The organism is Roseicella frigidaeris (assembly GCF_003258945.1).
In the GTDB taxonomy this organism is placed as follows: Bacteria; Pseudomonadota; Alphaproteobacteria; order Acetobacterales; family Acetobacteraceae; genus Paracraurococcus; species Paracraurococcus frigidaeris.
On the sequence record NZ_QLIX01000036.1, the window covers coordinates 1 to 22,658 of the forward strand.

The following is a 22,658-nucleotide window of genomic DNA, read 5'->3' on the forward strand; positions in this document are numbered from 1 at the left end:
AACAGAACCGCACCACCCAGCCGTCCGAAACAGAACAACCCAAGCAGCAACGCATCTCTCAATACGCAACTTCCAAAACCAGATACGAATTTCAATGAACAAGCCGCCCGGTTTCCACCAAGCGGATCACCGCCTCACGCCCCTTCACCACCGCCCTTGCGGGCAGCCGATGCAGATGCGCTCAGCGACAGAACCGCCGCATCGGCGGGGCCAGGAGACTGACGATATCGCCAGAAGCCGTCAAGCCCAACCGCGCTGCGGTGAAGCGTCTCTACGCCCGCCCACCGGGGAGGTCAACACCCGGCTCATGGATTTCCACGACCATGCCGCCCGTCCCGTTTCATACCAAGCGCAGGACGGTTTCACCGTCCTGCGCCTCAAATGCCGGGCGCTCGGCCCTGCGAGCCATAGGTCGGGACTTCGCACACCCGGGATCAGCTATCGGCCCGGATATTGTGCTCCCGGATCACCCGGCCCCAGCGCTCGATCTCGGTGGCGAGGAATTGCCGGCATTCCTCCGGCCCGGTCGCCCGCACATCGGCCCCCTGCTCCTCGATCTTGCTGCGCACCTCCGGATCGGCGAGGGCCTCGGCCAGCGCCTCGCGCATCCGCGCCTGGATCGGCTCCGGCGTTCCCGCCCGGCCGAGGAAGGCCCACCAGGTCGGCGCCTGGAAGCCCGGGAAGCCCTGCTGGGCGAAGCTCTTCACCCCCGGCACGTGCCGCGTCTCGCCGGCGGTCGTCACGCCGAGCGGCCGCAGCGTCCCGGCGCGGATGTGCTGGCTGATGATGACGACATTCGACATGAAGAGCGGCACCTGCCCGGCCACCGCGTCCTGCACCGCCGGCCCGCCGCCGCGATAGGGCACGTGCACCAAGCTGAACCGGCCCTGCTGCTGCAGCAGCGTGGTGGCGACATGCGCCAGGCCGCCGACCCCCGAGCTGGCGAAGGAGAGAGTGTCGGGCGCCGCCTTCGCCGCCGCAATCAGCTCGGGCAGGCTGCGCCAGGGCGTGCTCTGATGCGCCACCAGGGCGAGCGGCCCGTCCGCTACCAGGCTGATCGGCACGAAGGCCTCGAGCGCCTTGTAGGGCAGCCGTAGCAGGGTCTGGTTCGTCGCCTCGTTGTCATAGGCGAGCATCCAGGTGGAGCCGTCGGGCGCCGACCGCGCCATCTCGATGCCGCCGATGGAGCCCGAGGCGCCGCCGCGGTTGTCGATCACCACCGGCTGGCCGAGCGCGGCGCTGAGCTTGGGCTGGAAGATCCGCGCGATGGTGTCGGTCGAGCCCCCCGGCGGGAAGGGCACGATCAGCCGCACCGGCCGGTCCGGCCAGGCCTGCGCCCGCAGGACCGAGGGAAAGGCAAGGCCGGCGGCCAAGCCGCTCAGCAGGCTACGACGATGCATGGGGCGGATCCTCGGGTCTCGGCCTTGTCGCGGCCGGCTGGAACATCCCCCGCCAATGGATGAAAAAGCGTTCATCCTCAAGCGGTCAGGCCGCCTCCAATGCCTCGCCGGTGCGGAAACTTTCCTCGATATGCCGGGCCAGCGCCTCGGCCACCGGGCTGGCTGGGCCGCGCAGCAGGCCGATGCCGAAATCCGGCAACTCGGGCAGCCCCTCCTCCGCCCCGAGCCGCCGCACCCCCTCGGGCAGGGGCGAGGGCATGGCGACCGTCACCGCCAGCCCGGCCAGGGTGACGGCCAGCGAGCCGGAGAGCGAGGCCGAGCTATAGGCCATGCGCCAGGGCATCCCCGCCCCTTCCAGCGCCTCGATCGCCGCCCGCCGCCAGGCGCAGCTGCCGCGCGCCAGCGTCACCGGCAGGGGCCGGCGGCGCGCCACCTCCTCCGTTCCCACCCAGAGCAGCGGCCCGCGCCAGAGCCAGCGCACCCGCCCGCCCGGCGGCTCGTTGCCCTCCGAGAGCAGGGTCAGGTCGAGCTCGCCGGCGCCGAGCCGCTCCACCAGCTCGTTCGAGGGAGCGCAGGTCACCTCCACCTGGACCGCCGGATGGCTCGCGGCATAGCGGGCGAGGATTCCCGGCAGCCAGCGCACGGCATAGTCGTCCGGCGAACCGAGCCGGACCTCGCCGGCCACCTCGGGCTGGCGGAAGCTCGCCAGGATCTCGTCGTTCAGCGCCAGGATGCGCCGCGCCCGCTCCAGCAGCCATTGCCCATGCAGGGTCGGCTCCACGCCGCGGGCGCCGCGCAGCAGCAGCGGCTGGCCGAGCATCTCCTCGAGCCGGCGGATCTGCATGGAAACGGCGGATTGCGTGCGCCCGACGGCCTGGGCGGTGCGGGTGAAGCTGCCACCCTCGGCGATCAGCACGAAGCTGCGCAGCAGATCGGGGTCGAGACCGGGCGGCAGGGCGAGCATGCGGGCACCTTCTGGGCATTCGATATCAATGCCGTTGATGTGTGGCGTCAATGCAATTCGTTTTCCTTATTTCGCCCTGCCGCACATCCTTCCCGTCCAGAGGAGCACATCCTCGGTGGGAGAAAGGAACCCAGTCATGGCGATCCGCACGACCCTGCCCCTCGGCACCCTCTCGCAGCTTGCCGCGCCGAAGGCCCCGTCCTTCAGCCTGCGCCGCATGTGGCGCGCCCTCCAGACCCGCCGGCAATTGGCCGAGATGGACGACCGCATGCTGCGCGACATCGGCATCAGCCGGGTGGATGCCCTGCGCGAGGCCGACCGGCTGCCCTGGGACCTGATGCCGCGGCCCTGAACGGCAACGCCCCGCAAAGCCGCGAACCGGCTTCGCGGGGCCCCATGGCGGCCCACTCGTCCAAGGGATGCCGCGGCAGGACAGCTGGCCGCGAGGATGGTGAGGACCGCTCCAGGCGTGGCTGGCCCGGGGGCGTCCGCTAGCAGGCCGGCCCGCCCGCTGGCTATTCCAGCGTGGCGTCGAGGGTGATCTCGGCGTTCAGCACCCGGCTCACCGGGCAGGTGGCCTTGGCATCGGCGGCCAGCGACTGGAATTGCTCCGGCGAGGCGCCGGGCACCTTGGCCTTCAGCACCAGGGCGATGGTCTTGATGCTCCAGCCGCCGCCCTCCTGCTCCATGCCCAGCCGCGCCTCGGTCGAGAGATGCTCGGGCGTCAACCCGGCGCCCTGCAGCTTGAAGGCGAGCGCCATGGTGAAGCAGCCGGCATGCGCCGCGGCGATGAGCTCCTCCGGATTGGTCCCCTGCCCGTCGCCGAAGCGGGCGGTGAAGCTGTAGGGCGTGTCCCGCAGCGTACCGCTCTGGGTGGTCAGCGCGCCCTTGCCGTCCTTGCCCGTGCCCTGCCATTGCGCGGTCGCGCTTCGCTTGATGCTGGCCATGGCCCCTTGTCTCCTTCATCGACATGCATCGGCGCCGCGCAGCCGGTGGCGCGCGACCGGGCTTGAAACCACGCATCGACGGGGTGGTTGCGTCGCCCTCATGGCGGCCCCGATGCAGGAGCGCGGGACCGCGGGGCATGGCCCGTCGCATGCTGCCAGGCGATGGCGGGAGGCCGGGGCGCGGGAGATCGGCAGGCCCGCCCCTGTCGCGGCCTCCCTGGCGAGCGCATATCCGAGCGCAGACCCCGTCGATTGCGAGGAGCACGATCCATGAGCAGCGCATCCGACTACACGCCACCCAAGGTCTGGAGCTGGAACCAGGCCAATGGCGGCCGCTTCGCCAATATCAACCGCCCGGTCGCCGGGCCGACGCATGAGAAGGAGCTGCCGGTCGGCCGGCACCCGCTGCAGCTCTACTCCCTCGGCACGCCGAACGGCGTGAAGGTCACGGTGATGCTCGAGGAGCTGCTGGCCCTCGGCCACAAGGGCGCCGAATACGATGCCTGGCTGATCCGCATCGGCGAGGGCGACCAGTTCGGCAGCGGCTTCGTCGCGGTCAATCCCAACTCGAAGATCCCGGCGCTGCTCGACCGCAGCGGCCCTGAGCCGATCCGGGTCTTCGAGTCCGGCGCGATCCTGCTGCATCTGGCCGAGACGTTCGGCGCCTTCCTGCCGAAGGGCGGCGCGGCGCGCGCCGAATGCCTCTCCTGGCTGTTCTGGCAGATGGGTAGCGCCCCCTATCTCGGCGGCGGCTTCGGGCATTTCTACGCCTATGCGCCGAGCAAGATGGAATACCCGATCGACCGCTTCGCCATGGAGACCAAGCGGCAGCTCGACGTGCTCGACCGGCGGCTGGCCGAATCCGAGTACATCGCCGGCCCCGACTACAGCATCGCCGACATCGCCATCTTCCCTTGGTATGGCGGGCTGGTGAAGGGATGGCTCTATGGCGCCGCCGAGTTCCTCTCGGTGCAGGACTACACGCACGTCAACCGCTGGGCCGAGGCGATCTGGGCGCGGCCGGCGGTGAAGCGCGGCCGCATGGTCAACCGGGTCCAGGGCGATCCCGCCGAGCAGCTGCACGAGCGCCACGAGGCGGGCGACTTCGAGACGAAGACCCAGGACAAGCTGGCCGCCAAGGCTTGAGGCGCGGCGCAGCGGCTCCCGTCGCGCCCCGGCGCGATGGGGCGGGCGCGGCCGGCGGCTACTCCGCCGCCGGCACGCCGGCCTGGCTCGTTGCCTGGTTCGCCGCCTGGCGCTTCAGTGTGGCGAGCTCGGCCCGCAGCGCCGCCATCTCGGCCCTGAGCGTGGCGATCTCCTCGCCCACCGGGTCGCAGGGCTGGTCGAGCAGCCCGTAGCCCGGGCTCGGCGGCGCGGCGCGGCCGACCGACTGGCCGGTGAGGATGCGGTGCTCATGCGGCGGCCGCGCCGGGATGCCGATCACCGTCTCGCCCGCCGGCACCTCGCTCGCCACCACCGCATTGGCGCCGATGCGGGCACCGTCGCCGATGCGGATCGGCCCCAGCACCTGCGCCCCGGCGCCGATGGCGACGCCGTCGCCGATCGTCGGGTGGCGCTTGCCGCCCGGCCCGGCGCGGTTCGCCAGGCTGAGGCCGCCCAGGGTGACGCCGTGATAGATCAGCACGTCGTCGCCGATCTCCGCCGTCTCGCCGATGACGACCCCCATGCCATGGTCGATGAAGAGCCGCCGGCCGATCTTCGCGCCGGGATGGATCTCGATGCCGGTGATGAAGCGGTTGGTATGGGAGACGGCGCGGGCCAGGGCCTTGAAGCGGCGGCGATACAGCGCATGCGCCAGCCGGTGCATCAGCACCGCCTGCAGCCCGGCATAGCAGGTGACGGCCTCGATCCAGCTGGGCCTGGCGGGGTCCCGCTCCCGCACCGTGCGGGCGAGCTCGACAATCTCCAAGGCGCCTCTCCTCAGGCCAGCCAGGGCGGCACGGGCAGGCCGCGCTCGCGCAGGAATTCCGGATTGAAGATCTTGCTCTGGTAGCGCGCGCCGCCATCGCAGAGGATGGTCACGATGGTGTGCCCGGGCCCCATCTGCCGCGCCAGCTTGATCGCCGCCGCGACGTTGATCCCGGCCGAGCCGCCGACCGAGATGCCCTCATGCTGCTGCAGCTCGAAGATCTGCTCCAGCGCCTCCGGGTCGGTCACCTGCAGCGCGTCGTCGATGCTGTCGCGCCCATGCTCGAGATTGCCCGGCACGGCGGAGGCCTGGCCGATCCCCTCGGTGATGGAATTGCCCTCGGCCTTCACCTCGCCGGTCTTGATCCAGCTGTACATGCCGCTGCCCATCGGGTCGGCCAGCACGATGCGGAGCTTCGGGTTGCGGGCCTTCAGCGCCCGCGCCACGCCGGTGAGGGTGCCGCCGGTGCCGCAGGCGCAGGTGAAGGCATCCACCCGGCCGGCGGTCTGCGCCCAGATCTCGGGGCCGGTCGTCGCCTCGTGGATCGCGGCATTGGCGAGGTTGCCGAACTGGTTGGCCCAGATCACCCGTTCGCCTTTCGCCGCCAGCTCCTCGGCGATGCGGCGGGAGGTGTTCACGTAATGCCCGGGGTCGCGCAGCGGCTTCGGATCGACCAGCCGCAGATCGGCGCCGATCATGCGCAGGAAGTCGAGCTTCTCCCGGCTCTGGGTATGCGGCACGACGATGATCGAGCGGTAGCCGCGGGCATTGGCGACGAGGGTGAGGCCGATGCCGGTGTTGCCGGCCGTGCCCTCCACCACGATTCCCGGCTCGCCGGGGACGAGCTGGCCGCGACGTTCCGCATCCTCGATGATGCCGAGGCCGGCGCGGTCCTTCACGCTGCCGCCCGGCTGCATGAACTCCGCCTTGCCGAGGATCTCGCAGCCGGTCGCCTCGCTGGCGCGCCGCAGCCGGATCAGCGGCGTGTTGCCGATCGCGCCGGCGAGGCCGTCCGCCACATGCGCCTGCAATGGCGGGGCCTGGGTCGGGGGGGCAGATGGGGCGTCCATGGATCCTCCGCGCATCCTGGTGATCTGCGGCCGCCCCGGCCAGGGATTCAAGAGGCTTCCTTGCATCGCTGCCCTGCCCTCATGAACCTGCATGCATCCCGGCAGCAGCGAATCCTTGACCTTTCCCGGTTCGCCAAGAGAACATAAAGCGAACACCATGACGCATCCCGAGCCTCATCCCGCGCGCGACCCCGCCCTTCGCGCCGGCGCCACCCCGGCCATGGACCGCCCGGCGCTGCTGGCGGCGCTGCGGGCCCGCATCGCCCGGATGGACCGCAGCGGCGGCCTGGCGGACGGGACCGTGCCGCTCTGCCCGGCGATCGACCAGCAGCTGCCCGGCGGCGGCCTCGCCCGCGCCGCGGTGCATGAGGTGCTGGCCACCGACCCCGGCGCCGCGGCCGGGTTCTGCGCCCTGGTGCTGGCGCGGTCGAGGGCCCCGGGCGAGGGGGCCGTGCTGTGGATCGCGGCGGAGCCGGATGCCTGGCCGCCCGGCCTCATGCGCTTCGGCCTCTCGCCGGCCGATCTGGTGCTAGTGCAGGCGCCGCGGCGGCAGGACGCGGTCTGGGCGATGGAGGAGAGCCTGCGCTGCCCGGGCGTCGCCGGCGCGCTGCTGGCGACGGAGGGGCTGGACCTGACCGCGGCGCGGCGGCTGCAGCTCGCGGCCGAGGCGGGGGGCGCCATCGGGCTGCTGCTGCGGCCGGATGCGGCGGGGGATGGCGGCGCGGGCGCCGCGCTGACCCGCTGGCGCATCGACGCCCTGGCCGGCACCGGTGGCGCGCATGACCTCGGCGATCCGCGCTGGCGCCTCGAATTGCTGCGCTGCCGCGGCGGCAGGCCGGGGAGCTGGGACGTGACCTGGCGCCCCGCCGCGGAGCGGCTGGATGTGGATGCCGCGGAGCGGCTGGACATGGACGCCGCCGGGCGGTTCGAGGCCGATGTCGCGGAACGGCCCGATCTCGACATCGCGGCGGCCTTCCCGGCCGAGGAGGCGGCCGGATACGCGGCCAGGCCGCAGCGCGCGCGACGCCGGGCACGATGATGCCGGGCGCCGGAAGGTCATACCAACGGCATGAATGCTTCCTTCCTGCCGAGCGCCCGAACGGGCGCCGCGCGTCGCACCGTCAGGCGCGCCTGACGGCGCGACGGCGCGGTGCCAAGGTTTGCGGAGCAAACCGCCCGGCGACTGAGGGGCTGTTGATGGGTCACCATCAACAGCCGTTCGTATCAGATCCGCGCTCCGCAAGGCCGGGCGCCCGGATGGGCGGCGTCGCGGATGCGGTGAAGCCGGGTCGCGCGGCGGCGCGGCGCCCCGCGATGGGGGCGCAGGCAGGGGCAACCGTCCCGTGCCCGGCATGAGGCACCGCGTCTGCGCGCCGCCGCGACTCGGAGAGCGGGGACAGGACCCCATGGCGGCGACCGGGCCTCTCCCCCGCCCTCCCGCCTTGCCGCCGGCGCGGCCCGCGGAGCCCCCTGGGGAGCCCCTCCGGGAGCCCCCAGCGGAGTCCCTCGGGGAGCCCCCCGCGAAGCCTGGCGCCGCGCCCCTTCGCATCGCCGCGCTGCACCTGCCGCTGCTGCCGATCGAGCGCCGGCGCCTCGCGGGCGCCGCCGCCATCTGGACCAGCGAGGGCAACCGGCGCCTGCTGGTGGCGGTCACCCCGGCGGCGGCCCGGGCCGGCCTCGCCGCCGGCCAGGCCCTGGCGGATGCGCAGGCCATCCTGCCCGGGCTGGCGCTGCACCCGCATGCGCCGGCGGCGGATGCGGCCTGGCTGCGCCGCCTCGGGCATTGGGCGCTCCGCCTCACGCCACGGCCGGCGCTCGACCCGCCGGACGGGCTGCTGCTCGACATCACCGGCCTCGCGCCCCTGCATGGCGGCGAGGCGGCGCTGCACCGGCACCTGGCGGAACGCTTCGCCCGGCTCGGCCTCACCGCCCGCATCGCCATCGCCGGCACGCCCGCGGCCGCGGCGGGGCTGGCCCGCAGCGGGCTGGAGATCCGCGTGCCGCCAGGCGGCGAGGCGGAGGCCCTCGCCCCCCTCCCCCTGCACGCGCTGCGGCTGCCGCCCGCCAGCATCGGCCTGCTGCACCGGCTTGGCCTGCGCTGCCTCGGCGACCTGCTGCGCCAGCCGCGCGCGCCCCTCGCCCGGCGCTTCGGCCCAGACCTCGCCGCCCTGCTGGAGGCCGCGACCGGGGCGCGGCCGGCGCCGCTGCAACCGCTGCGGCCGCCGCCGGATTTCCTGGCGGCGCATGACGTGCTGGAGCCGTTGATCACGCGCGAGGCGATCGACGCGACCCTGGCGCTGCTGCTGGACAGGCTGTGCCGGCAATTGGCGGCGGCCGGCCAGGGCGCCCGCCGCTTCCTGCTGCAGGCCTTCCGCGTCGATGGCGCGGTGCAGGCGATCGCGGTCGGCACCGGCCTGCCCTCGCGCGATCCCCGGCATGTCGCGCGCCTCTTCCGCGAGCGGCTGGAGCGGCTGGAACCGGGCTTCGGCTTCGAGAGGCTGGCGCTCGAGGCGCATGCGACCGCCCCGCTCGCCGCCGCCCAGGCCATCCTGCCCGCGGCGCGGCCCGGGACCGGCCGCGCCGCGCCGTCCGGCGAGGCCCTGGCGGCGCTGCTCGACCGTCTCGCGCAGCGGGTCACGCTCTGGCGCGCGGCGCCGCAGGCCAGCCATTGGCCGGAACGCGGCATCCGGCGGGTCGGCCCCTTCGTCGCGGTGCAGATCCCGCCCGGCTGGCCCGGCAGCGGCCCGCACCCGGTGCGGCTGCTGCGCCGGCCGTTGCAGCTTGCCGGCGTCGCGCTGCTGCCGGATGCGCCGCCCTCCCTGCTGCGCCTCGGCCGCACCGCCTGGCGGGTGACGCGGGCCGAGGGGCCGGAGCGCATCGCGCCGGAATGGTGGCGGGAGCGGCCGGACCGGCCCTGCCGCGACTACTACCGGGTGGAGCTGGCCTCGGGCGCGCGGCTCTGGGTCTGCCGCTCGGGCCCGGTGGCGCCGGGGGAGGCGATGACATGGTGGCTGCACGGGCGGTTCGCATAGCCGCGCCGGCGCAGGCGCGGCGATGAGCGGCTTCGCCGAGCTGGCCGCGCTGTCGAATTTCACCTTTCTCGACGGTGCCTCGCATCCGCAGGAGCTGGTGGCGCAGGCGAAGGCGCTGGGCCATGCCGCCATCGGCATCGCCGACCGCAACAGCTTCGCCGGGCTGGTGCGCGGCACGGTGGCGGCGGAGCAGGCAAGGATCCGCTTCCTCCCCGGCGCCCGCATCGGCCTGGCGGATGGCCAGGAGTATCTCGCCTGGCCGGCCGACCGTGCCGCCTATGGCCGGCTCGCCGCGCTGCTCTCGGCCGGCCGCATGCAGGGGCCGAAGGGCTGCTGCCACATCCCGCGCGAGGCGCTGCTCGCCGCCGCCGAGGGGCTGGTGCTGGCGCTGGTGCCGCCCGAGCAGCCCGACGCGGCCTTCGCCGCGCGGCTGGCGCGCGATGCCGCGGCGCTGCGCCGCCTCGCCCTGCCGCTGTTCTGCGCCGCCACCCATCGCTTCCGCGGCGACGACCGCAAGCGGCTGGACCGGCTGGCCGGCATGGCCGGCGCCGCCGGCGCGGCGCTGCTCGCCGCCGGCGGCACGCGCTACCACCGGCCGGAGCGCCGGCGCCTCGCCGATCTGCTGACTGCCATCCGCCTCGGCACCACGGTGGAGGCGCTCGGCTATGCCGCCGAGCGCAATGCCGAGGCGCATCTGAAGCCCGCCGCCGAGATGCGGCGCCTCTTCGCCGGGCATGAGGATGCGGTGGCGGCGACGCTGCGCGTGGTCGCCGCCTGCGACTTCTCCCTGCGCGACCTCGCCTACGCCTATCCGGAGGAGATCCTCGATCCCGGCCTGAGCGCGCAGGAGACGCTGGAGCGGCGCGTCGCGGCGGCCAGCGCGGCGAGATGGCCGGCGGGCGTGCCGGGCAAGGTCGCGGCCCAGCTCCGCCACGAGCTCGGCCTGATCGCGCGGCTGGGCTACGCGCCCTATTTCCTGACCGTGCACGAGATCGTCCGCTTCGCCACGGACCGCGGCATCCTCTGCCAGGGCCGCGGCTCGGCGGCGAATTCCGCGGTGTGCTACGCGCTCGGCATCACCTCCGTCGCGCCCGACAAGCACGATCTGCTCTTCGAGCGCTTCATCAGCGCCTCCCGCGACGAGCCGCCCGATATCGACGTGGATTTCGAGCATGAGCGGCGGGAGGAGGTGATCCAGCACATCTACGACCGCTATGGCCGCGACCGCGCCGCCCTCGCCGCCACCGTCATCCGCTACCGCGACCGCAGCGCCATCCGCGAGGTCGGCAAGGCGATGGGCCTGTCGGAGGACGTGACGGGGCGGCTGGCGAAGGCCGTCTGGGGCGCCGGCGGCACCTCCCTGGCCGAGCTCGCCGCCGGCCAGGGCCTCGACCCCGCGGGCGATCCGCGGCTGCGCTTGGCCTGCGCCCTGACCGAGGAGTTGATCGGCGTCCCGCGCCACCTGGCGACGCATGTCGGCGGCTTCGTCATCACCCGGGGCCGGCTGACCGAGCTTGCCATCGTCAGCCGCGCGGCCATGGAGGGCCGCCACACCATCGAGTGGGACAAGGACGACATCGAGGCGCTCGGCATCCTGAAGGTCGATGTGCTCGGCCTCGGCATGCTCTCCTGCCTGCGCCGCGCCTTCACCCTGATCGCGCAGCATGGCGGGACGGCGCTGACGCTGCAGGGCGTGCCGCAGGACGACGAGGAAACCTACGAGATGCTCTGCCGCGGCGACAGCCTCGGCGTCTTCCAGGTGGAGAGCCGAGCGCAGATGAACATGCTGCCGCGGCTGCGCCCGAGGACCTTCTACGACCTGGTCATCGAGGTGGCGATCGTCCGCCCCGGGCCGATCCAGGGCGACATGGTGCATCCCTATCTGCGGCGGCGGGAGGCGCCGGAGGAGGTGCGCTACCCCTCGCCGGCGCTGGAGCCGGTGCTGAGCAAGACGCTCGGCGTGCCGCTCTTCCAGGAACAGGCGATGCAGATCGCCATCATCGGCGCCGGCTTCTCGCCCGGGGAGGCCGACCGGCTGCGCCGCGCCATGGCCAGCTTCCGCCAGGATGGCGAGCTGGCGCCCTTCCGCAGCCGCTTCATCGAGGGGATGGCGGCGCGGGGCTATCCGCGCGACTTCGCCGAGCGCTGCTTCCGCCAGATCGAGGGTTTCGGCAGCTACGGCTTCCCGGAATCGCATGCCGCCGCCTTCGCCCAGCTCGTCTATGTCTCGGCCTGGATCAAGCGGTGGCACCCGGCCGCCTTCGCCTGCGCCCTGCTGAACAGCCAGCCCATGGGCTTCTACGCGCCGGCCCAGATCCTCCGCGACGCGCGCGAGCATGCGGTGCCTGTGCGCCCCATCGATGCGCTGCACAGCGGCTGGGACTGCACGCTCGAGCCTGATCCCGGCAGCGCCGGCGGCCTGGCGCTGCGCCTCGGCCTGCGGCTGGTGCAGGGCCTGGGCGAGGCGGCGGCGCGGCGGCTGGTGGCGGCGCGGGATGCGGCCGCAGGGCAGGCCGCATCCCCGGCACGGGCGCTGGACCGGCTGATCCGCGCGGCCAGGCTCGATCGCGGCACGGTGGAGCGGCTGGCGGGGGCGGATGCCTTCCGCTCGCTCGGCCTCGGCCGCCGCGCCGCGCTCTGGGAGGCGACGGCGGTGGAGGCGGCGGCCCCGCCGCCGCTGCAGGGCGAGCTGTTCGAGGCCACACCGAGCCTGCCTGCCGCCACCGCCGGGGAGGAGACGGTGCTGGACTATGCCGCGACCGCCCTTTCGCTGCGGCATCACCCGCTTGCCCTGCTGCGGCCGCGGCTGGCGGCGGAGCGGCTGGCCGATACGCGCCTGCTCGGCACGGCGCGGCGCGGCGCCTGGATCCGCCTGCCCGGCCTCGTCCTGGTGCGGCAGCGCCCGGGCAGCGCCAAGGGCGTCGTCTTCTTCACCGTCGAGGACGAGTGGGGCGTCGCCAACCTCGTCCTCTATCCCGACCTGGTGCGGCGCTACCGCGCCGCGGTGATCGCCGCGCGCCTCGTCGTCGCCGAGGGGCGGGTGGAGCGGCACGCGGCCAAGGTGCCGATCATCCACCTGATCGTGCGCCGGCTGATCGACCGCTCGTCGCTGCTCGCCGGCCTTGCGGCGCTGGATGCGCCCTCGCCGTCCTCCTGGCGCGAGGCCCCGGCCCGCGCCGAGGAGGGCGCGCGGCCGGACCCGCGCGACGGCCCCCGGCTGCGGCTACCGCCAAGCCGGGACTTCCATTGAGCGCCGCGCGGTTGGTAGCCTGAAGCCGGCAAGGGAGAGGCGAAGCCGATGGGATTCCAGGAGGCCGTCGCCACCTGTTTCCGGCGATACGCGCAATTCGACGGCCGCTCCGGTCGGCCGGAATATTGGTGGTTCTTCCTCTTCAACCTGTTGATGCAAGGGGCGACGGGCCTCGTCGATGCCGCCCTGTTCGGCCGCGACAGCCTCGGCCTCATCAACGGCCTCTACTCCCTCGCGGTGCTGCTGCCGGGACTCGCCGTCGGCGTGCGCCGGCTGCACGACATCGACCGCAGCGGCTGGTGGCTGCTGATCTCCTTCGTCCCGGTCATCGGCATCGTCATGCTCATCATCTGGTTCTGCCGGCCGGGCGATGCCGGCCCCAACCGCTTCGGCCTCCCGCCGGCGCGGATCCTCCCCGCGCCTGCGTGAGCGGGCCCGGCGCCCGACTCATTTGCGAGTAAGTCGCAATTGCGATATTGCAGGCTCGACGAACGCGACGCGCTGGCGTGGAGGAGAGCCCCGATGGCGACCCATGGATTGCCCGCCTGGCCCTGGCTCGGCACCCTGGCGGAGGCCCTGCCGCCGCCTGAGCGCCTGCTGCTCGACGGCGCCCGGCTCTGGGGCACCGCCGCCCGCCAGGGGCAGCCGCCACTGCCCGCAGCGCGCCTGCCCTTCATCGCCGAAGGGGTCGAGACCGCCCTGCGGCCGCTCGACGCGCTGATGCGCGCGGTGCATGGCGCCCTGCCGGTGGGCTGCCCGCTCTGTCCGCAGGTGGCCTCGCCCGAGGCGGTGCTGCTGTTCTATTGCGCCCTGGTGCAGCGCGGCGCGCGGCGCGAGGCGCTCGGCCTGCTGCTCCGCCACCTGCCGCCCGCCTCCACCCAGGCCGCGCTGGCCGCCGCCATCGCGCTCGGCATCGCCTTCGCCCAGGCCGGGCTGCTGCTGCGCCATCCCCTGCGACCGGCGCCTCGCTGACCCTTCCCACCCCATCCGGCAGCATGGCCGGGCCGGCGGCGGTGTCGCAGAATGGCGCATGCGCGCCCTGACCTGGACGATTCCCGGCCTGCTGCTGATCCTCGCCGGCGCCGCCGTGGAATACGCCATGGGCCGGACGCCCTGGTGCCGCTGCGGCACCATCCGGCTCTGGCAGGGGGCGGTGGACAGCCCAGAGACCTCGCAGCAGATCGCCGACTGGTACACGCCCTCGCACATCGTCCACGGGCTGCTCTTCTACGCCGCGCTCGCCTGCGTCCTGCCGCGCCAGCCCTTGCGGGTCCGCGCGCTGATCGCCCTCGCCATCGAGGTCGCCTGGGAGGTGGCGGAGAACAGCTCCTGGGTGATCGACCGCTATCGCACCGCGACCATCGCACTCGGCTATGACGGCGACAGCATCCTCAACTCCGTCTGCGACATGCTGGCCATGCTGCTCGGCTTCTGGCTGGCGTCGCGACTGCCGGTCCGGCTCTCGGTGCTGCTCGGCATCGGGCTGGAATTGCTGGCCCTGGCTGCGATCCGCGACAACCTGACGCTCAACGTGCTGATGCTGCTCCACCCGATCCAGGCGGTGCGGGACTGGCAGGCGGGCGGCTGAGGCAGGCACGCAGCGGCGTCAGGCGCCGGCCAGGGTGACGATCTCGGTCCCCTCCTCCACCGTATCGCCGGCGGCGCAGCCGATATGCGCGACCACGCCATCCGCCGGCGCGGTGATGCGCAGCTCGGTCTTCATCGCCTCCAGCACCGCCAGCACCTGGCCGCGGGAGACGCTCTCGCCCTCCTTCACCAGCACCTGCACGACGCGCCCCGGGATCGGCGCGGCGAGGCGCCCCTGCCCGGCCACCTCGCCGCCCGGCGGCGCATAGGGGTCGAGCAGCCGCAGGGTCCAGCCGCCTTCCGGCAGCATCACCTGGATCGCCTCGCCATCGCGCAGCACGGGGATGCGATGGACGACGCCATCGAGGACGAGATGCAGCGCGCCATCCTGGCGCTGGCCGGCGAGCGTGACCTCGGCCCCTTCCACCGCCATCCGCCAGCCGGAGGCCGCATGCGACAGGCGCAGGCGGTGCTGCGCCTCGCCATCCGCCAGCAGCAGGAGCTGCGAGCCCTGCCCCTGCAGGCGCCAGCCATCCCGGCGATCCCAGGGATCGGCGACCGTCCCGGTGGCGGGCAGCAGCGCCTCCAGCGCCGCCGCCGCCAGGGCGAGCACCGGCGCCGGGCGCCGCGGCGGTTGCAGCTCGGCCGCGAACCGCGTGGCGAAGCCGGTATCGAGCTCCGCCGCCCGCATCGCCGGATGCGCCACCAGCCGTTGCAGGAAGCCGAGATTGCTGGTGATGCCGGCGATCCGGCAGGCATCGAGCGCGGTCCCGAGCCGTGCCAGCGCCGCCTCGCGGTCCCCGCCCCAGGCGACCAGCTTGGCGATCATCGGGTCGTAGAAGGGGGTGATCGCATCGCCCTGCCGCACGCCGCTCTCGATGCGCAGGTCGGGCGCCGGATCGGGCAGCGCGAAGCGGCGCAGCGGGCCGGTCGAGGGACGGAAATCGGCCGCCGGATCCTCGGCATAGAGCCGCACCTCGACGCTGTGGCCATGCGGCGCCGGCGCCTCGGGCAACGGCAGGGCTTCGCCGGCGGCGATGCGGAGCTGCCATTCCACCAGGTCGAGGCCGGTAACCATCTCCGTCACCGGGTGCTCCACCTGCAAGCGGGTGTTCATCTCCATGAAGAAGGCGTCCTCGCCCTCGACGATGAACTCCACCGTGCCGGCCGAGACATAGCCGACGGCGCGCGCCGCGGCGATGGCGGCCTCGTGCAGGCGGGCGCGCAGCGCCGGCGAGAGGTCGGGGGCCGGCGCCTCCTCCAGCACCTTCTGGTGCCGCCGCTGCACCGAGCAGTCGCGCGTGTGCAGATGGATGGTGTTGCCGTGGCGGTCGGCAAAGACCTGCACCTCGACATGCCGCGGCCGTTGCAGATAGCGCTCGAGCAGCACCCGGTCGTCGCCGAAGGCTGCCTTGGCCTCGCGCCGCGCGCCGGCCAGCGCCGCGGCGAATTCCTCGGCCCGCAGCACCGGCCGCATGCCCTTGCCGCCGCCGCCGGCGCTCGCCTTGATCAGGATGGGAAAGCCGATGCGGGCGGCCTGGTGCGCGAGATGCGCCTCCGCCTGCTCCTCCCCATGGTAGCCGGGGACGATGGGCACGCCCGCCGCCTCCATCAGCTGCTTGCTCTCGGCCTTGCTGCCCATGGCGCGGATGGCCTCGGGCGGCGGCCCGACGAAGGCGATGCCGGCCCCGGCGCAGGCCTCGGCGAAGCCGGCATTCTCCGAGAGGAAGCCATAGCCGGGATGGATGGCCTCGGCGCCGCTCGCCTGCGCGGCGGCGAGAATGCGGTCGATGCGAAGATAGCTCTCCGAGGCCCGGGCCGGGCCGATCGGATGCGCCTCGTCGGCGAGGGCGACATGCTGCGCGCCGGCATCCGCCTCGGAGAAGACGGCGACGCTGCGGATCCCCAGGCGGCGGGCGGTGCGGATGACGCGGCAGGCGATCTCGCCACGATTGGCGATGAGCAGGGTGCGGAACATGCGGCTACATCCGGAAGACGCCGAAACGCGTCGGTGGGATCGGCGCGTTCGCCGCGGCGGCGAGGCCGAGGCCGAGCACGTCCCGCGTCATCGCCGGATCGATGATGCCATCGTCCCAGAGCCGGGCGGTGGCGTAATAGGGCGAGCCCTGCGCCTCGTATTGCGCGCGGATCGGCGCCTTGAAGGCCTCCTCCTCGGCGGCCGGCCAGTCGCGGCCGGCGGCCTCGAAGTTGTCGCGGCGGATGGTGGCGAGCACGCTCGCCGCCTGCTCGCCGCCCATGACCGAGATGCGGCTGTTCGGCCAGGTGAAGAGCAGGCGCGGCGAATAGGCCCGGCCGCACATGCCGTAATTGCCGGCGCCGAAGCTGCCGCCGATGATGACGGTGAACTTGGGCACGCTGGTGGTGGCGACGGCGGTGACCAGCTTGGCGCCATCCTTGGCGATGCCGCCGGTCTCGTATTTCCGACCCACCATGAAGCCGGCGATGTTCTGCAGGAAGAGCAACGGGATGTTGCGCTGACTGCAGAGCTCGACGAAATGCGCCCCCTTCAGCGCCGATTCGCTGAACAGGATGCCGTTGTTGGCGAGGATGCCAACCGGCCTGCCCCAGATACGGGCGAAGCCGCAGACCAGCGTCGTGCCGTAGCGCGCCTTGAACTCGTCGAGCTCCGAGCCGTCGACGATGCGGGCGATCACCTCGCGCACGTCATAGGGCTGGCGGACATCCTGCGGGATGATGCCGTGCAGCTCGGCCGGGTCGTGGCGCGGCGGCACCGGCGTGGCGAGGTCGGCACCGCCGGGGCGCGTGGGGGCGAGATGCGCGACGATGCGCCGGGCGAGGCCGAGCGCATGCATGTCGTCCGCGGCGAAATGGTCGGCGACGCCGGAGAGACGGGTATGCACATCGGCGCCGCCGAGCTCCTCGGCCGAGACCACCTCCCCCGTCGCCGCCTTCACCAGGGGCGGGCCGGCGAGGAAGATGGTGCCCTGCTCGCGGACGATGATCGCCTCGTCGCACATGGCCGGCACATAGGCGCCGCCGGCGGTGCAACTGCCCATCACCACGGCGACCTGCGGGATGCCGAGCGAGGACATATTGGCCTGGTTGTAGAAGATGCGGCCGAAATGCTCGCGGTCCGGGAAAATCTCGTCCTGGTTCGGCAGGTTGGCGCCGCCGCTATCGACCAGGTAGAGGCAGGGCAGCCGGTTCTGCTGCGCCACCTCCTGCGCCCTCAGATGCTTCTTGACGGTGATGGGGTAGTAGCTGCCGCCCTTCACCGTGGCGTCGTTGGCGAGGATGACGCATTCCCGCCCGGAGACGCGGCCGATGCCGGTGATGAGGCCGCCCGCCGGCACCTCGCCGCCATACATGCCATGCGCCGCCAGCGGCGAGAGCTCGAGGAAAGGCGCGCCGGGATCGAGCAGCCGCTCCACCCGCTCCCGCGGCAGCAGCTTGCCGCGCGCGAGGTGCCGCTGGCGGGAGGCCTCCGGCCCGCCCCGCGCCGCCTCGGCGCTGCGCTCGGCCAGCTCGGCGAGCAGGGCGCGCATCCGCGCGGCATTGGTCTTGAACTCGGCGCCGCGCGTGTCGATGCCGGATTGCAGGATGCTCATGCTTCGGCTGTCCTGGTCACGCCCTGCCCCCTCATGCCGTCTCGCGGAACAGCTCGCGGCCGATCAGCATGCGGCGGATCTCGCTGGTGCCAGCGCCGATCTCGTAGAGCTTGGCGTCGCGCAGCAGCCGCCCCGTCGGCGTCTCGTTGATGTAGCCCATGCCACCGAGGATCTGGATGGCATCCAGCGCGATCCGCGTCGCTGCCTCCGCGGCGTAGAGGATGGCGCCGGCGGCGTCCTTGCGCGTGGTCTGGCCGCGGTCGCAGGCCCGCGCCACGGCATAGACATAAGCGCGGCAGGCATTCAGCGCCGTGTACATGTCGGCCACCTTGCCCTGGATGAGCTGGAACTCGCCGATCGGCTGGCCGAACTGCTTCCGCTCATGGATATAGGGCACCACGACGTCGAGCGCCGCCTGCATGATGCCGAGCGGGCCGGCGGCCAGCACCGAGCGTTCGTAGTCGAGGCCGGACATGAGGACGCGCACGCCCTCGTTCACCTTGCCGAGGATGTTCTCCGCCGGCACCTCGCATTCCTCGAAGACGAGCTCCGAGGTCGGGCTGCCGCGCATGCCAAGCTTGTCCAGCTTCTGCGCCGGGCGGAATCCCTTGAAGCCCTTCTCGATCAGGAAGGCGGTGATGCCGCGCGGCCCGGCCTCCGGCTCGGTCTTGGCATAGACCACCAAGGTCTCGGCGTAATGCGCGTTGGTGATCCAGAGCTTGGTGCCGTTCAGCAGGTAGCGGTCGCCACGCCTCTCGGCCCGCAGCTTCATCGAGACGACGTCCGAGCCGGCGCCCGGCTCGCTCATGGCCAGCGCCCCGAGATGCTCGCCGCTGATCAGCTTCGGCAGGTAGCGCCGCTTCTGGTCCTCGGTGCCGTTGCGGCGGATCTGGTTGACGCAGAGATTGGAATGCGCGCCGTAGGAGAGCCCGACCGAGGCGCTGGCGCGGCTGATCTCCTCCATCGCCACGCAATGGGCGAGATAGCCCATATCGGCGCCGCCCCATTCCTCCTCGACGGTAATGCCGTGCAGGCCGAGCGCGCCCATCTCCGGCCAGAGATGACGGGGGAATTCGTCGGTGCGGTCGATCTCGGCCGCGATGGGCGCGACGCGGGCAGTGGCGAAGTCGCGCACGCTGTCGCGCAGCATGTCGATCTCCTCGCCCAGGCCGAAATCGAGGCTCGGGATGGTGACATTGCCGGGCATCACGCGCCTCCCTGTGTCAGGCTCCGGCGCAGCACGCCTCGCATCACCTTGCCGGTGGCGGTCAGCGGCAGCGCCTCCTGGAAGATCACCTGCCGCGGATAGCTATGCGCGGCAAGGCGGGTTTTCACATGCTCCTGCAGCGCCCGGGCCAGCGCCGCATCGGCGACGATATCCGCGGCCGGCACGACCACCGCCGTCACCGCCTCGGTGCGCAGCGGATCGGGCAGGCCGATGACGGCCGCCATGGCGACGGCAGGGTGGCGCAGCAGGCAATCCTCGATCTCGCCGGGGCCGATGCGGTAACCGGCCGAGGTGATGACGTCGTCGTCGCGGCCGACGAAGCGGAACCAGCCCTCGCCGTCCATGATCCCCTGATCGCCAGTCAGCAACCAGTCGCCGGCGAATTTCGCCGCCGTGGCCTCCGGGTTGTTCCAATAGCCGAGGAACATCACCGGATCGGGCCGGCGCACGGCGATGGTGCCGCTCGAGCCGGGCGGCAGCGGCCTGCCCGCATCATCGACCACCGCCACCGCATGGCCCGGCACGGCGCGCCCCATCCAGCCGGGCCGCGGCGGCATGATGGCGCCGCAGGAGGAGACGACGAGGTTGCATTCGGTCTGGCCGTAGAACTCGTTGATGGTGACGCCGAAGGCACCGCGGCCCCAATCCAGCAGCTCCGCCCCGAGCGTCTCGCCGCCGCTGCCGATGCTGCGCGGATGCGCCCCGTATTGCGCCGCCCGCGGCACGCCGCGCATCATCTTCAGCGCCGTCGGCGGCAGGAAGGCATTGCGGACGCGGTGCTGCGCCATCAGGCGGAAGGCGAATTCCGGATCGAATTTCGCCATCCGATGCGCCAGCACCGGCACGCCGTGATGCAGGCTCGGCAACAGCACGTCGAGCAGCCCGCCGACCCAGGCCCAGTCGGCCGGCGTCCAGAACAGGTCGCCGGGCTGCGGGAAGAGGTCCTGCGGCATCTCGACGCCGGGCAGGTGCCCGAGCAGCACCCGATGCGCATGCAGCGCCCCCTTCGGCGCGCCGGTGGTGCCGGAGGTGTAGACGATCAGCGCCGGGTCGTCGGCGGCGGTGTCGGCGGGCGCGAAGTCATCGGCGGCGCGGTCCATCTCGTCGCGCAGGCCGAGCGCCCCCTGCCCCGGCCCGTCGGCGCTCAGCACCAGGCGCAGCGCCGGCAGCCTGTCGCGGATGCCGGCGAGCTTCTCCAGCCCGATCGCATCCGTCACCAGCGCCGCGGTGCCGCTATCCGCCAGCCGGAACTCCAGCGCCTGGTCCTGGAAAAGCTGGAAGAGCGGCACGGCGATGCCGCCGAGCTTGTAGATGGCGAGATGCGCGATCGCCGCCTCCGGCACCTGCGGCAGCAGCACGCCGATACGATCACTGGGCCGAATGCCACGCCCCTGTAGCACATTGGCCAGCCGGTTGCTCTCCGCCTTCAGCAGGTCGAAGCTGAGCCGATCGAGCCTGCCACTGGCGTGCAGGTGCAGCAGCGCCGTCCTGCCGCTGCCATCGGCCCAGCGATCGCAGCAATCGAGGCCGATATTGTAGCGTTCCGGGATCCGCCAGCGAAAGCCGGCGCGGAGGGCTTCGTAGCTGCGGGGCGGTTGCGGCATCAGCCGGGCACCGGCCTTGTGTCGTCGATGACCTTGCCGTCGTTCGGCAGGCTGCCCGGCGGCACCAGTTCCACCGCGCCGCGCAGCTTGGTGGCGGCCTGCAAGGCCTCGCCCAGCCGCGCGGCGAGGCCAGGATCGGGGTGCGGCGCCTCGGCCCGCAGCAGCATCGCGTCGCGCTCGCCCTCGAGCGAGACGACGAGCCGCGCCCGCCCCAGTCCGGGCACGGCGCGCAGCAGGGCCGCGACCTGTTCCGGGCGGACGAACAGGCCGCGCACCTTCGCCGCTTGGTCGGCGCGTCCCATCCAGCCGCGGATGCGCCGGTTGGTGCGGCCGCAGGGCGAGGCCCCGGGCAGGATGGCCGAGAGGTCGCCGGTGGCGAAGCGCAGCAGCGGATGGTGCGGGTTCAGCGTGGTCACCACCACCTCGCCCACCTCGCCATCCGGCACCGGATCGCCGGTGCCGGGGCGCAGGATCTCGACCACCACGCCCTCGTCCAGGATCATCCCCTCCCGCGCCTCGCTCTCATAGGCGACGAGGCCGAGATCGGCGGTGCCGTAGCTCTGCAGCACGGTGAGGCCGCGCGCGGCGTACCAGTCGCGCAGCGAGGGCAGGTAGGCGCCGCCGGTGACATGGCCGAGGCGCAGCGAGGAGAGGTCGAGGCCGAGTTCCTCGCCCTTCTCCAGGATGGTCTTGAGGAAGTCCGGCGTGCCGCTGTAGCAGTGCGGGCGAAGCTGTGCCGCGGCGCGGGCCTGCATCTCGGTATTGCCTGTCCCCGCCGGGAAGACCGGGCAGCCCAGCGCCCGCGCGCCGCCTTCCAGCATGCTGCCCGCCGGGGTGAAGTGATAGGCGAAGCAGTTGTGCAGCAACGCGCCCCGGCGCAGGCCGGTGGCGAAGAGGGCGCGGGCGTAGCGCCAGTAATCCGGCACCGCCGCCTCCGGCTCGGCGATCGGGCCGGGCGAGACGAAGACCCGGGCGAGCGCGCCGAGCTCGGTCGCCACCACGCCGCCGAAGGGCGGCTGCTCCGCCTGCTGCCGGATGAGGTCCGACTTGCGGGTGACGGGCAGCGCCACGAGGGCCTCGGGCGAGGTGATCGCCGCCGGATCGATGTCGGCGAGCAGCGCGCGGTAATGCGGCGCCCCGGCCCTGGCCTGCGCCACCTGCCGCGGCAGCGCCGCCGCCAACGCCGTCGCCCGCGCCTCCGGGTCGCGGGTCTCGAGCGCGTCGTAGAATTCTAGAGCCACCGCTTCCTCCGCTTGTAGCTCTTGAGATTGCGGAAGCTCTTCCGCTCGGCACCATGGCCGCCGAGGTAGAACTCCTTCACGTCCTCATTGCCGGCGAGCGCCTCGGCCGTGCCGTCCAGCACCACCTTGCCCTGCTCCATGACATAGCCATAGGAGGCGACCGAGAGAGCCATGCGGGCATTCTGCTCCACCAGCAGGATGGTGATGCCGAGTTCCTCGTTCAGGCGCCGGATGATGCCGAAGACCTCCTTCACCAGCAACGGGCTGAGCCCCATGGAGGGCTCGTCCATCAGGATCAGCTTCGGCCGGGCCATCAGGGCACGGCCGATCGCCAGCATCTGCTGCTCGCCGCCCGAGAGATAGCCGGCGAGGCCGGTTCGTTCCTTCAGCCGCGGAAAATAGCCATAGACCATCTCGATGTCGCGCTTCACCTCGGCATCGGAGCGGATGAAGGCGCCGAGGCGCAGGTTCTCCAGGCAGGTCATGTCGGCGACGATGCGCCGCCCCTCCATCACCTGGAAGATGCCCTTGCGGACGATCCGATGCGGCTCGATGCCGTCGATCCGCTCCCCGGCGAAGCGGATCTCGCCGCGGGTGACCTCGCCTTCCTCCGTGCGCAGCAGGCCGGAGATCGCCTTCAGCGTGGTGGATTTCCCCGCCCCGTTGGCGCCGAGCAGGGCGGTGATACGGCCCTGCGGCACCGCCAGGGAGAGACCGCGCAGCACCAGGATGACGTCGTTGTAGACGACCTCGATGTTGTTCACCTCGAGCAGCGGCGGCGGTGCCGCCAGGCCCGGGTCCTGGGCCGCGCTCAT

General features: G+C 72.6%; 19 protein-coding genes. 8 read left to right on the plus strand and 11 right to left on the minus strand.

Annotation, left to right across the window (positions count from 1 at the left end):
* Positions 1-434: 434 nt before the first annotated feature.
* Together DOO78_RS24695 and DOO78_RS24700 are read right to left on the minus strand one after the other, a co-directional pair.
* Positions 435-1,400 carry a Bug family tripartite tricarboxylate transporter substrate binding protein gene (locus DOO78_RS24695; RefSeq protein WP_111472560.1) on the minus strand — a complete coding sequence of 322 codons (966 nt, stop codon included), beginning with the start codon at positions 1,398-1,400 and terminating at the stop codon, positions 435-437.
* A gap of 85 nt (positions 1,401-1,485) precedes the next feature.
* A complete protein-coding gene (locus DOO78_RS24700) occupies positions 1,486-2,364 on the minus strand; it encodes a LysR substrate-binding domain-containing protein (RefSeq protein WP_111472561.1) in 879 nt (292 codons plus the stop codon).
* 136 nt (positions 2,365-2,500) lie between these two features.
* Here DOO78_RS24700 and DOO78_RS24705 point away from each other — a divergent pair, with 136 nt between their 5' ends.
* Complete coding sequence (locus tag DOO78_RS24705; protein WP_111472562.1) at positions 2,501-2,716, plus strand: DUF1127 domain-containing protein; 216 nt, start codon at positions 2,501-2,503, stop codon at positions 2,714-2,716.
* A gap of 163 nt (positions 2,717-2,879) precedes the next feature.
* Here DOO78_RS24705 and DOO78_RS24710 read toward each other — a convergent pair whose 3' ends face one another.
* Positions 2,880-3,311, minus strand: a complete 432-nt coding sequence (locus DOO78_RS24710) for an OsmC family protein (RefSeq protein WP_207803047.1) — start codon at positions 3,309-3,311, stop codon at positions 2,880-2,882.
* A gap of 270 nt (positions 3,312-3,581) precedes the next feature.
* Between DOO78_RS24710 and yghU the strand changes: the two genes are divergently transcribed.
* A complete protein-coding gene (gene yghU, locus DOO78_RS24715) occupies positions 3,582-4,457 on the plus strand; it encodes a glutathione-dependent disulfide-bond oxidoreductase (protein ID WP_111472563.1) in 876 nt (291 codons plus the stop codon).
* Between the two features lie 58 nt (positions 4,458-4,515).
* Here the strand turns inward: yghU and cysE are convergent, their stop codons facing one another.
* Together cysE and DOO78_RS24725 are read right to left on the minus strand one after the other, a co-directional pair.
* Complete coding sequence (gene cysE / locus DOO78_RS24720; protein ID WP_111472564.1) at positions 4,516-5,241, minus strand: serine O-acetyltransferase; 726 nt, start codon at positions 5,239-5,241, stop codon at positions 4,516-4,518.
* 11 nt (positions 5,242-5,252) lie between these two features.
* Complete coding sequence (locus tag DOO78_RS24725) at positions 5,253-6,311, minus strand: cysteine synthase A (protein ID WP_111472565.1); 1,059 nt, start codon at positions 6,309-6,311, stop codon at positions 5,253-5,255.
* A 157-nt stretch (positions 6,312-6,468) separates the two neighbouring features.
* Between DOO78_RS24725 and DOO78_RS24730 the strand changes: the two genes are divergently transcribed.
* The 6 genes from DOO78_RS24730 to DOO78_RS24755 all read left to right on the plus strand — a co-directional run bounded on the left by DOO78_RS24730 (position 6,469) and on the right by DOO78_RS24755 (position 14,181).
* Positions 6,469-7,350, plus strand: coding sequence for an ImuA family protein (locus DOO78_RS24730; protein WP_128080148.1), 882 nt, complete (start codon positions 6,469-6,471; stop codon positions 7,348-7,350).
* A 403-nt stretch (positions 7,351-7,753) separates the two neighbouring features.
* Positions 7,754-9,343, plus strand: coding sequence for a Y-family DNA polymerase (locus DOO78_RS24735; protein WP_111472567.1), 1,590 nt, complete (start codon positions 7,754-7,756; stop codon positions 9,341-9,343).
* A gap of 22 nt (positions 9,344-9,365) precedes the next feature.
* Positions 9,366-12,593: an error-prone DNA polymerase gene (locus DOO78_RS24740; RefSeq protein WP_111472568.1), complete on the plus strand. Its 3,228-nt coding sequence runs from the start codon at positions 9,366-9,368 to the stop codon at positions 12,591-12,593.
* A gap of 48 nt (positions 12,594-12,641) precedes the next feature.
* Positions 12,642-13,022, plus strand: coding sequence for a DUF805 domain-containing protein (locus DOO78_RS24745; RefSeq protein ID WP_111472569.1), 381 nt, complete (start codon positions 12,642-12,644; stop codon positions 13,020-13,022).
* Positions 13,023-13,115: 93 nt separating this feature from the next.
* Positions 13,116-13,565 carry a hypothetical protein gene (locus DOO78_RS24750; protein ID WP_111472570.1) on the plus strand — a complete coding sequence of 150 codons (450 nt, stop codon included), beginning with the start codon at positions 13,116-13,118 and terminating at the stop codon, positions 13,563-13,565.
* Positions 13,566-13,623: 58 nt separating this feature from the next.
* Complete coding sequence (locus DOO78_RS24755; RefSeq protein ID WP_111472571.1) at positions 13,624-14,181, plus strand: DUF2585 domain-containing protein; 558 nt, start codon at positions 13,624-13,626, stop codon at positions 14,179-14,181.
* Between the two features lie 18 nt (positions 14,182-14,199).
* Here DOO78_RS24755 and DOO78_RS24760 read toward each other — a convergent pair whose 3' ends face one another.
* Genes DOO78_RS24760 through DOO78_RS24785 form a run of 6 tightly spaced genes read right to left on the minus strand, consistent with a single transcriptional unit; the run spans position 14,200 to position 22,658 of the window.
* Positions 14,200-16,158 carry an acetyl/propionyl/methylcrotonyl-CoA carboxylase subunit alpha gene (locus DOO78_RS24760; RefSeq protein WP_111472572.1) on the minus strand — a complete coding sequence of 653 codons (1,959 nt, stop codon included), beginning with the start codon at positions 16,156-16,158 and terminating at the stop codon, positions 14,200-14,202.
* A gap of 4 nt (positions 16,159-16,162) precedes the next feature.
* Complete coding sequence (locus DOO78_RS24765; protein WP_111472573.1) at positions 16,163-17,770, minus strand: carboxyl transferase domain-containing protein; 1,608 nt, start codon at positions 17,768-17,770, stop codon at positions 16,163-16,165.
* Positions 17,771-17,801: 31 nt separating this feature from the next.
* Positions 17,802-18,977, minus strand: coding sequence for an isovaleryl-CoA dehydrogenase (locus DOO78_RS24770; RefSeq protein ID WP_111472574.1), 1,176 nt, complete (start codon positions 18,975-18,977; stop codon positions 17,802-17,804).
* A complete protein-coding gene (locus DOO78_RS24775) occupies positions 18,977-20,602 on the minus strand; it encodes an acyl-CoA synthetase (RefSeq protein WP_111472575.1) in 1,626 nt (541 codons plus the stop codon). The genes DOO78_RS24770 and DOO78_RS24775 overlap by 1 nt, the downstream gene beginning before the upstream one ends.
* A complete protein-coding gene (locus tag DOO78_RS24780) occupies positions 20,602-21,843 on the minus strand; it encodes a phenylacetate--CoA ligase family protein (RefSeq protein ID WP_111472576.1) in 1,242 nt (413 codons plus the stop codon). The genes DOO78_RS24775 and DOO78_RS24780 overlap by 1 nt, the downstream gene beginning before the upstream one ends.
* Positions 21,834-22,658 carry an ABC transporter ATP-binding protein gene (locus DOO78_RS24785; RefSeq protein ID WP_111472577.1) on the minus strand — a complete coding sequence of 275 codons (825 nt, stop codon included), beginning with the start codon at positions 22,656-22,658 and terminating at the stop codon, positions 21,834-21,836. Before DOO78_RS24785 ends, DOO78_RS24780 begins: the two co-directional genes overlap by 10 nt.

Excerpts from the sequence above, each read along its gene's own strand:
- DOO78_RS24755 (WP_111472571.1), top strand. The coding sequence starts at position 13,624 with ATGCGCGCCCTGACCTGGACGATTCCCGGCCTGCTGCTGATCCTCGCC.
- DOO78_RS24710 (WP_207803047.1), bottom strand. The coding sequence starts at position 3,311 with ATGGCCAGCATCAAGCGAAGCGCGACCGCGCAATGGCAGGGCACGGGC.
- DOO78_RS24705 (WP_111472562.1), top strand. The coding sequence starts at position 2,501 with ATGGCGATCCGCACGACCCTGCCCCTCGGCACCCTCTCGCAGCTTGCC.
- DOO78_RS24700 (WP_111472561.1), bottom strand. The coding sequence starts at position 2,364 with ATGCTCGCCCTGCCGCCCGGTCTCGACCCCGATCTGCTGCGCAGCTTC.
- DOO78_RS24745 (WP_111472569.1), top strand. The coding sequence starts at position 12,642 with ATGGGATTCCAGGAGGCCGTCGCCACCTGTTTCCGGCGATACGCGCAA.
- yghU (WP_111472563.1), top strand. The coding sequence starts at position 3,582 with ATGAGCAGCGCATCCGACTACACGCCACCCAAGGTCTGGAGCTGGAAC.
- DOO78_RS24775 (WP_111472575.1), bottom strand. The coding sequence starts at position 20,602 with ATGCCGCAACCGCCCCGCAGCTACGAAGCCCTCCGCGCCGGCTTTCGC.
- DOO78_RS24785 (WP_111472577.1), bottom strand. The coding sequence starts at position 22,658 with ATGAGCGCGGCCCAGGACCCGGGCCTGGCGGCACCGCCGCCGCTGCTC.
- DOO78_RS24730 (WP_128080148.1), top strand. The coding sequence starts at position 6,469 with ATGACGCATCCCGAGCCTCATCCCGCGCGCGACCCCGCCCTTCGCGCC.
- DOO78_RS24750 (WP_111472570.1), top strand. The coding sequence starts at position 13,116 with ATGGCGACCCATGGATTGCCCGCCTGGCCCTGGCTCGGCACCCTGGCG.
- DOO78_RS24740 (WP_111472568.1), top strand. The coding sequence starts at position 9,366 with ATGAGCGGCTTCGCCGAGCTGGCCGCGCTGTCGAATTTCACCTTTCTC.
- DOO78_RS24695 (WP_111472560.1), bottom strand. The coding sequence starts at position 1,400 with ATGCATCGTCGTAGCCTGCTGAGCGGCTTGGCCGCCGGCCTTGCCTTT.
- DOO78_RS24760 (WP_111472572.1), bottom strand. The coding sequence starts at position 16,158 with ATGTTCCGCACCCTGCTCATCGCCAATCGTGGCGAGATCGCCTGCCGC.
- DOO78_RS24770 (WP_111472574.1), bottom strand. The coding sequence starts at position 18,977 with ATGCCCGGCAATGTCACCATCCCGAGCCTCGATTTCGGCCTGGGCGAG.
- DOO78_RS24765 (WP_111472573.1), bottom strand. The coding sequence starts at position 17,770 with ATGAGCATCCTGCAATCCGGCATCGACACGCGCGGCGCCGAGTTCAAG.
- DOO78_RS24725 (WP_111472565.1), bottom strand. The coding sequence starts at position 6,311 with ATGGACGCCCCATCTGCCCCCCCGACCCAGGCCCCGCCATTGCAGGCG.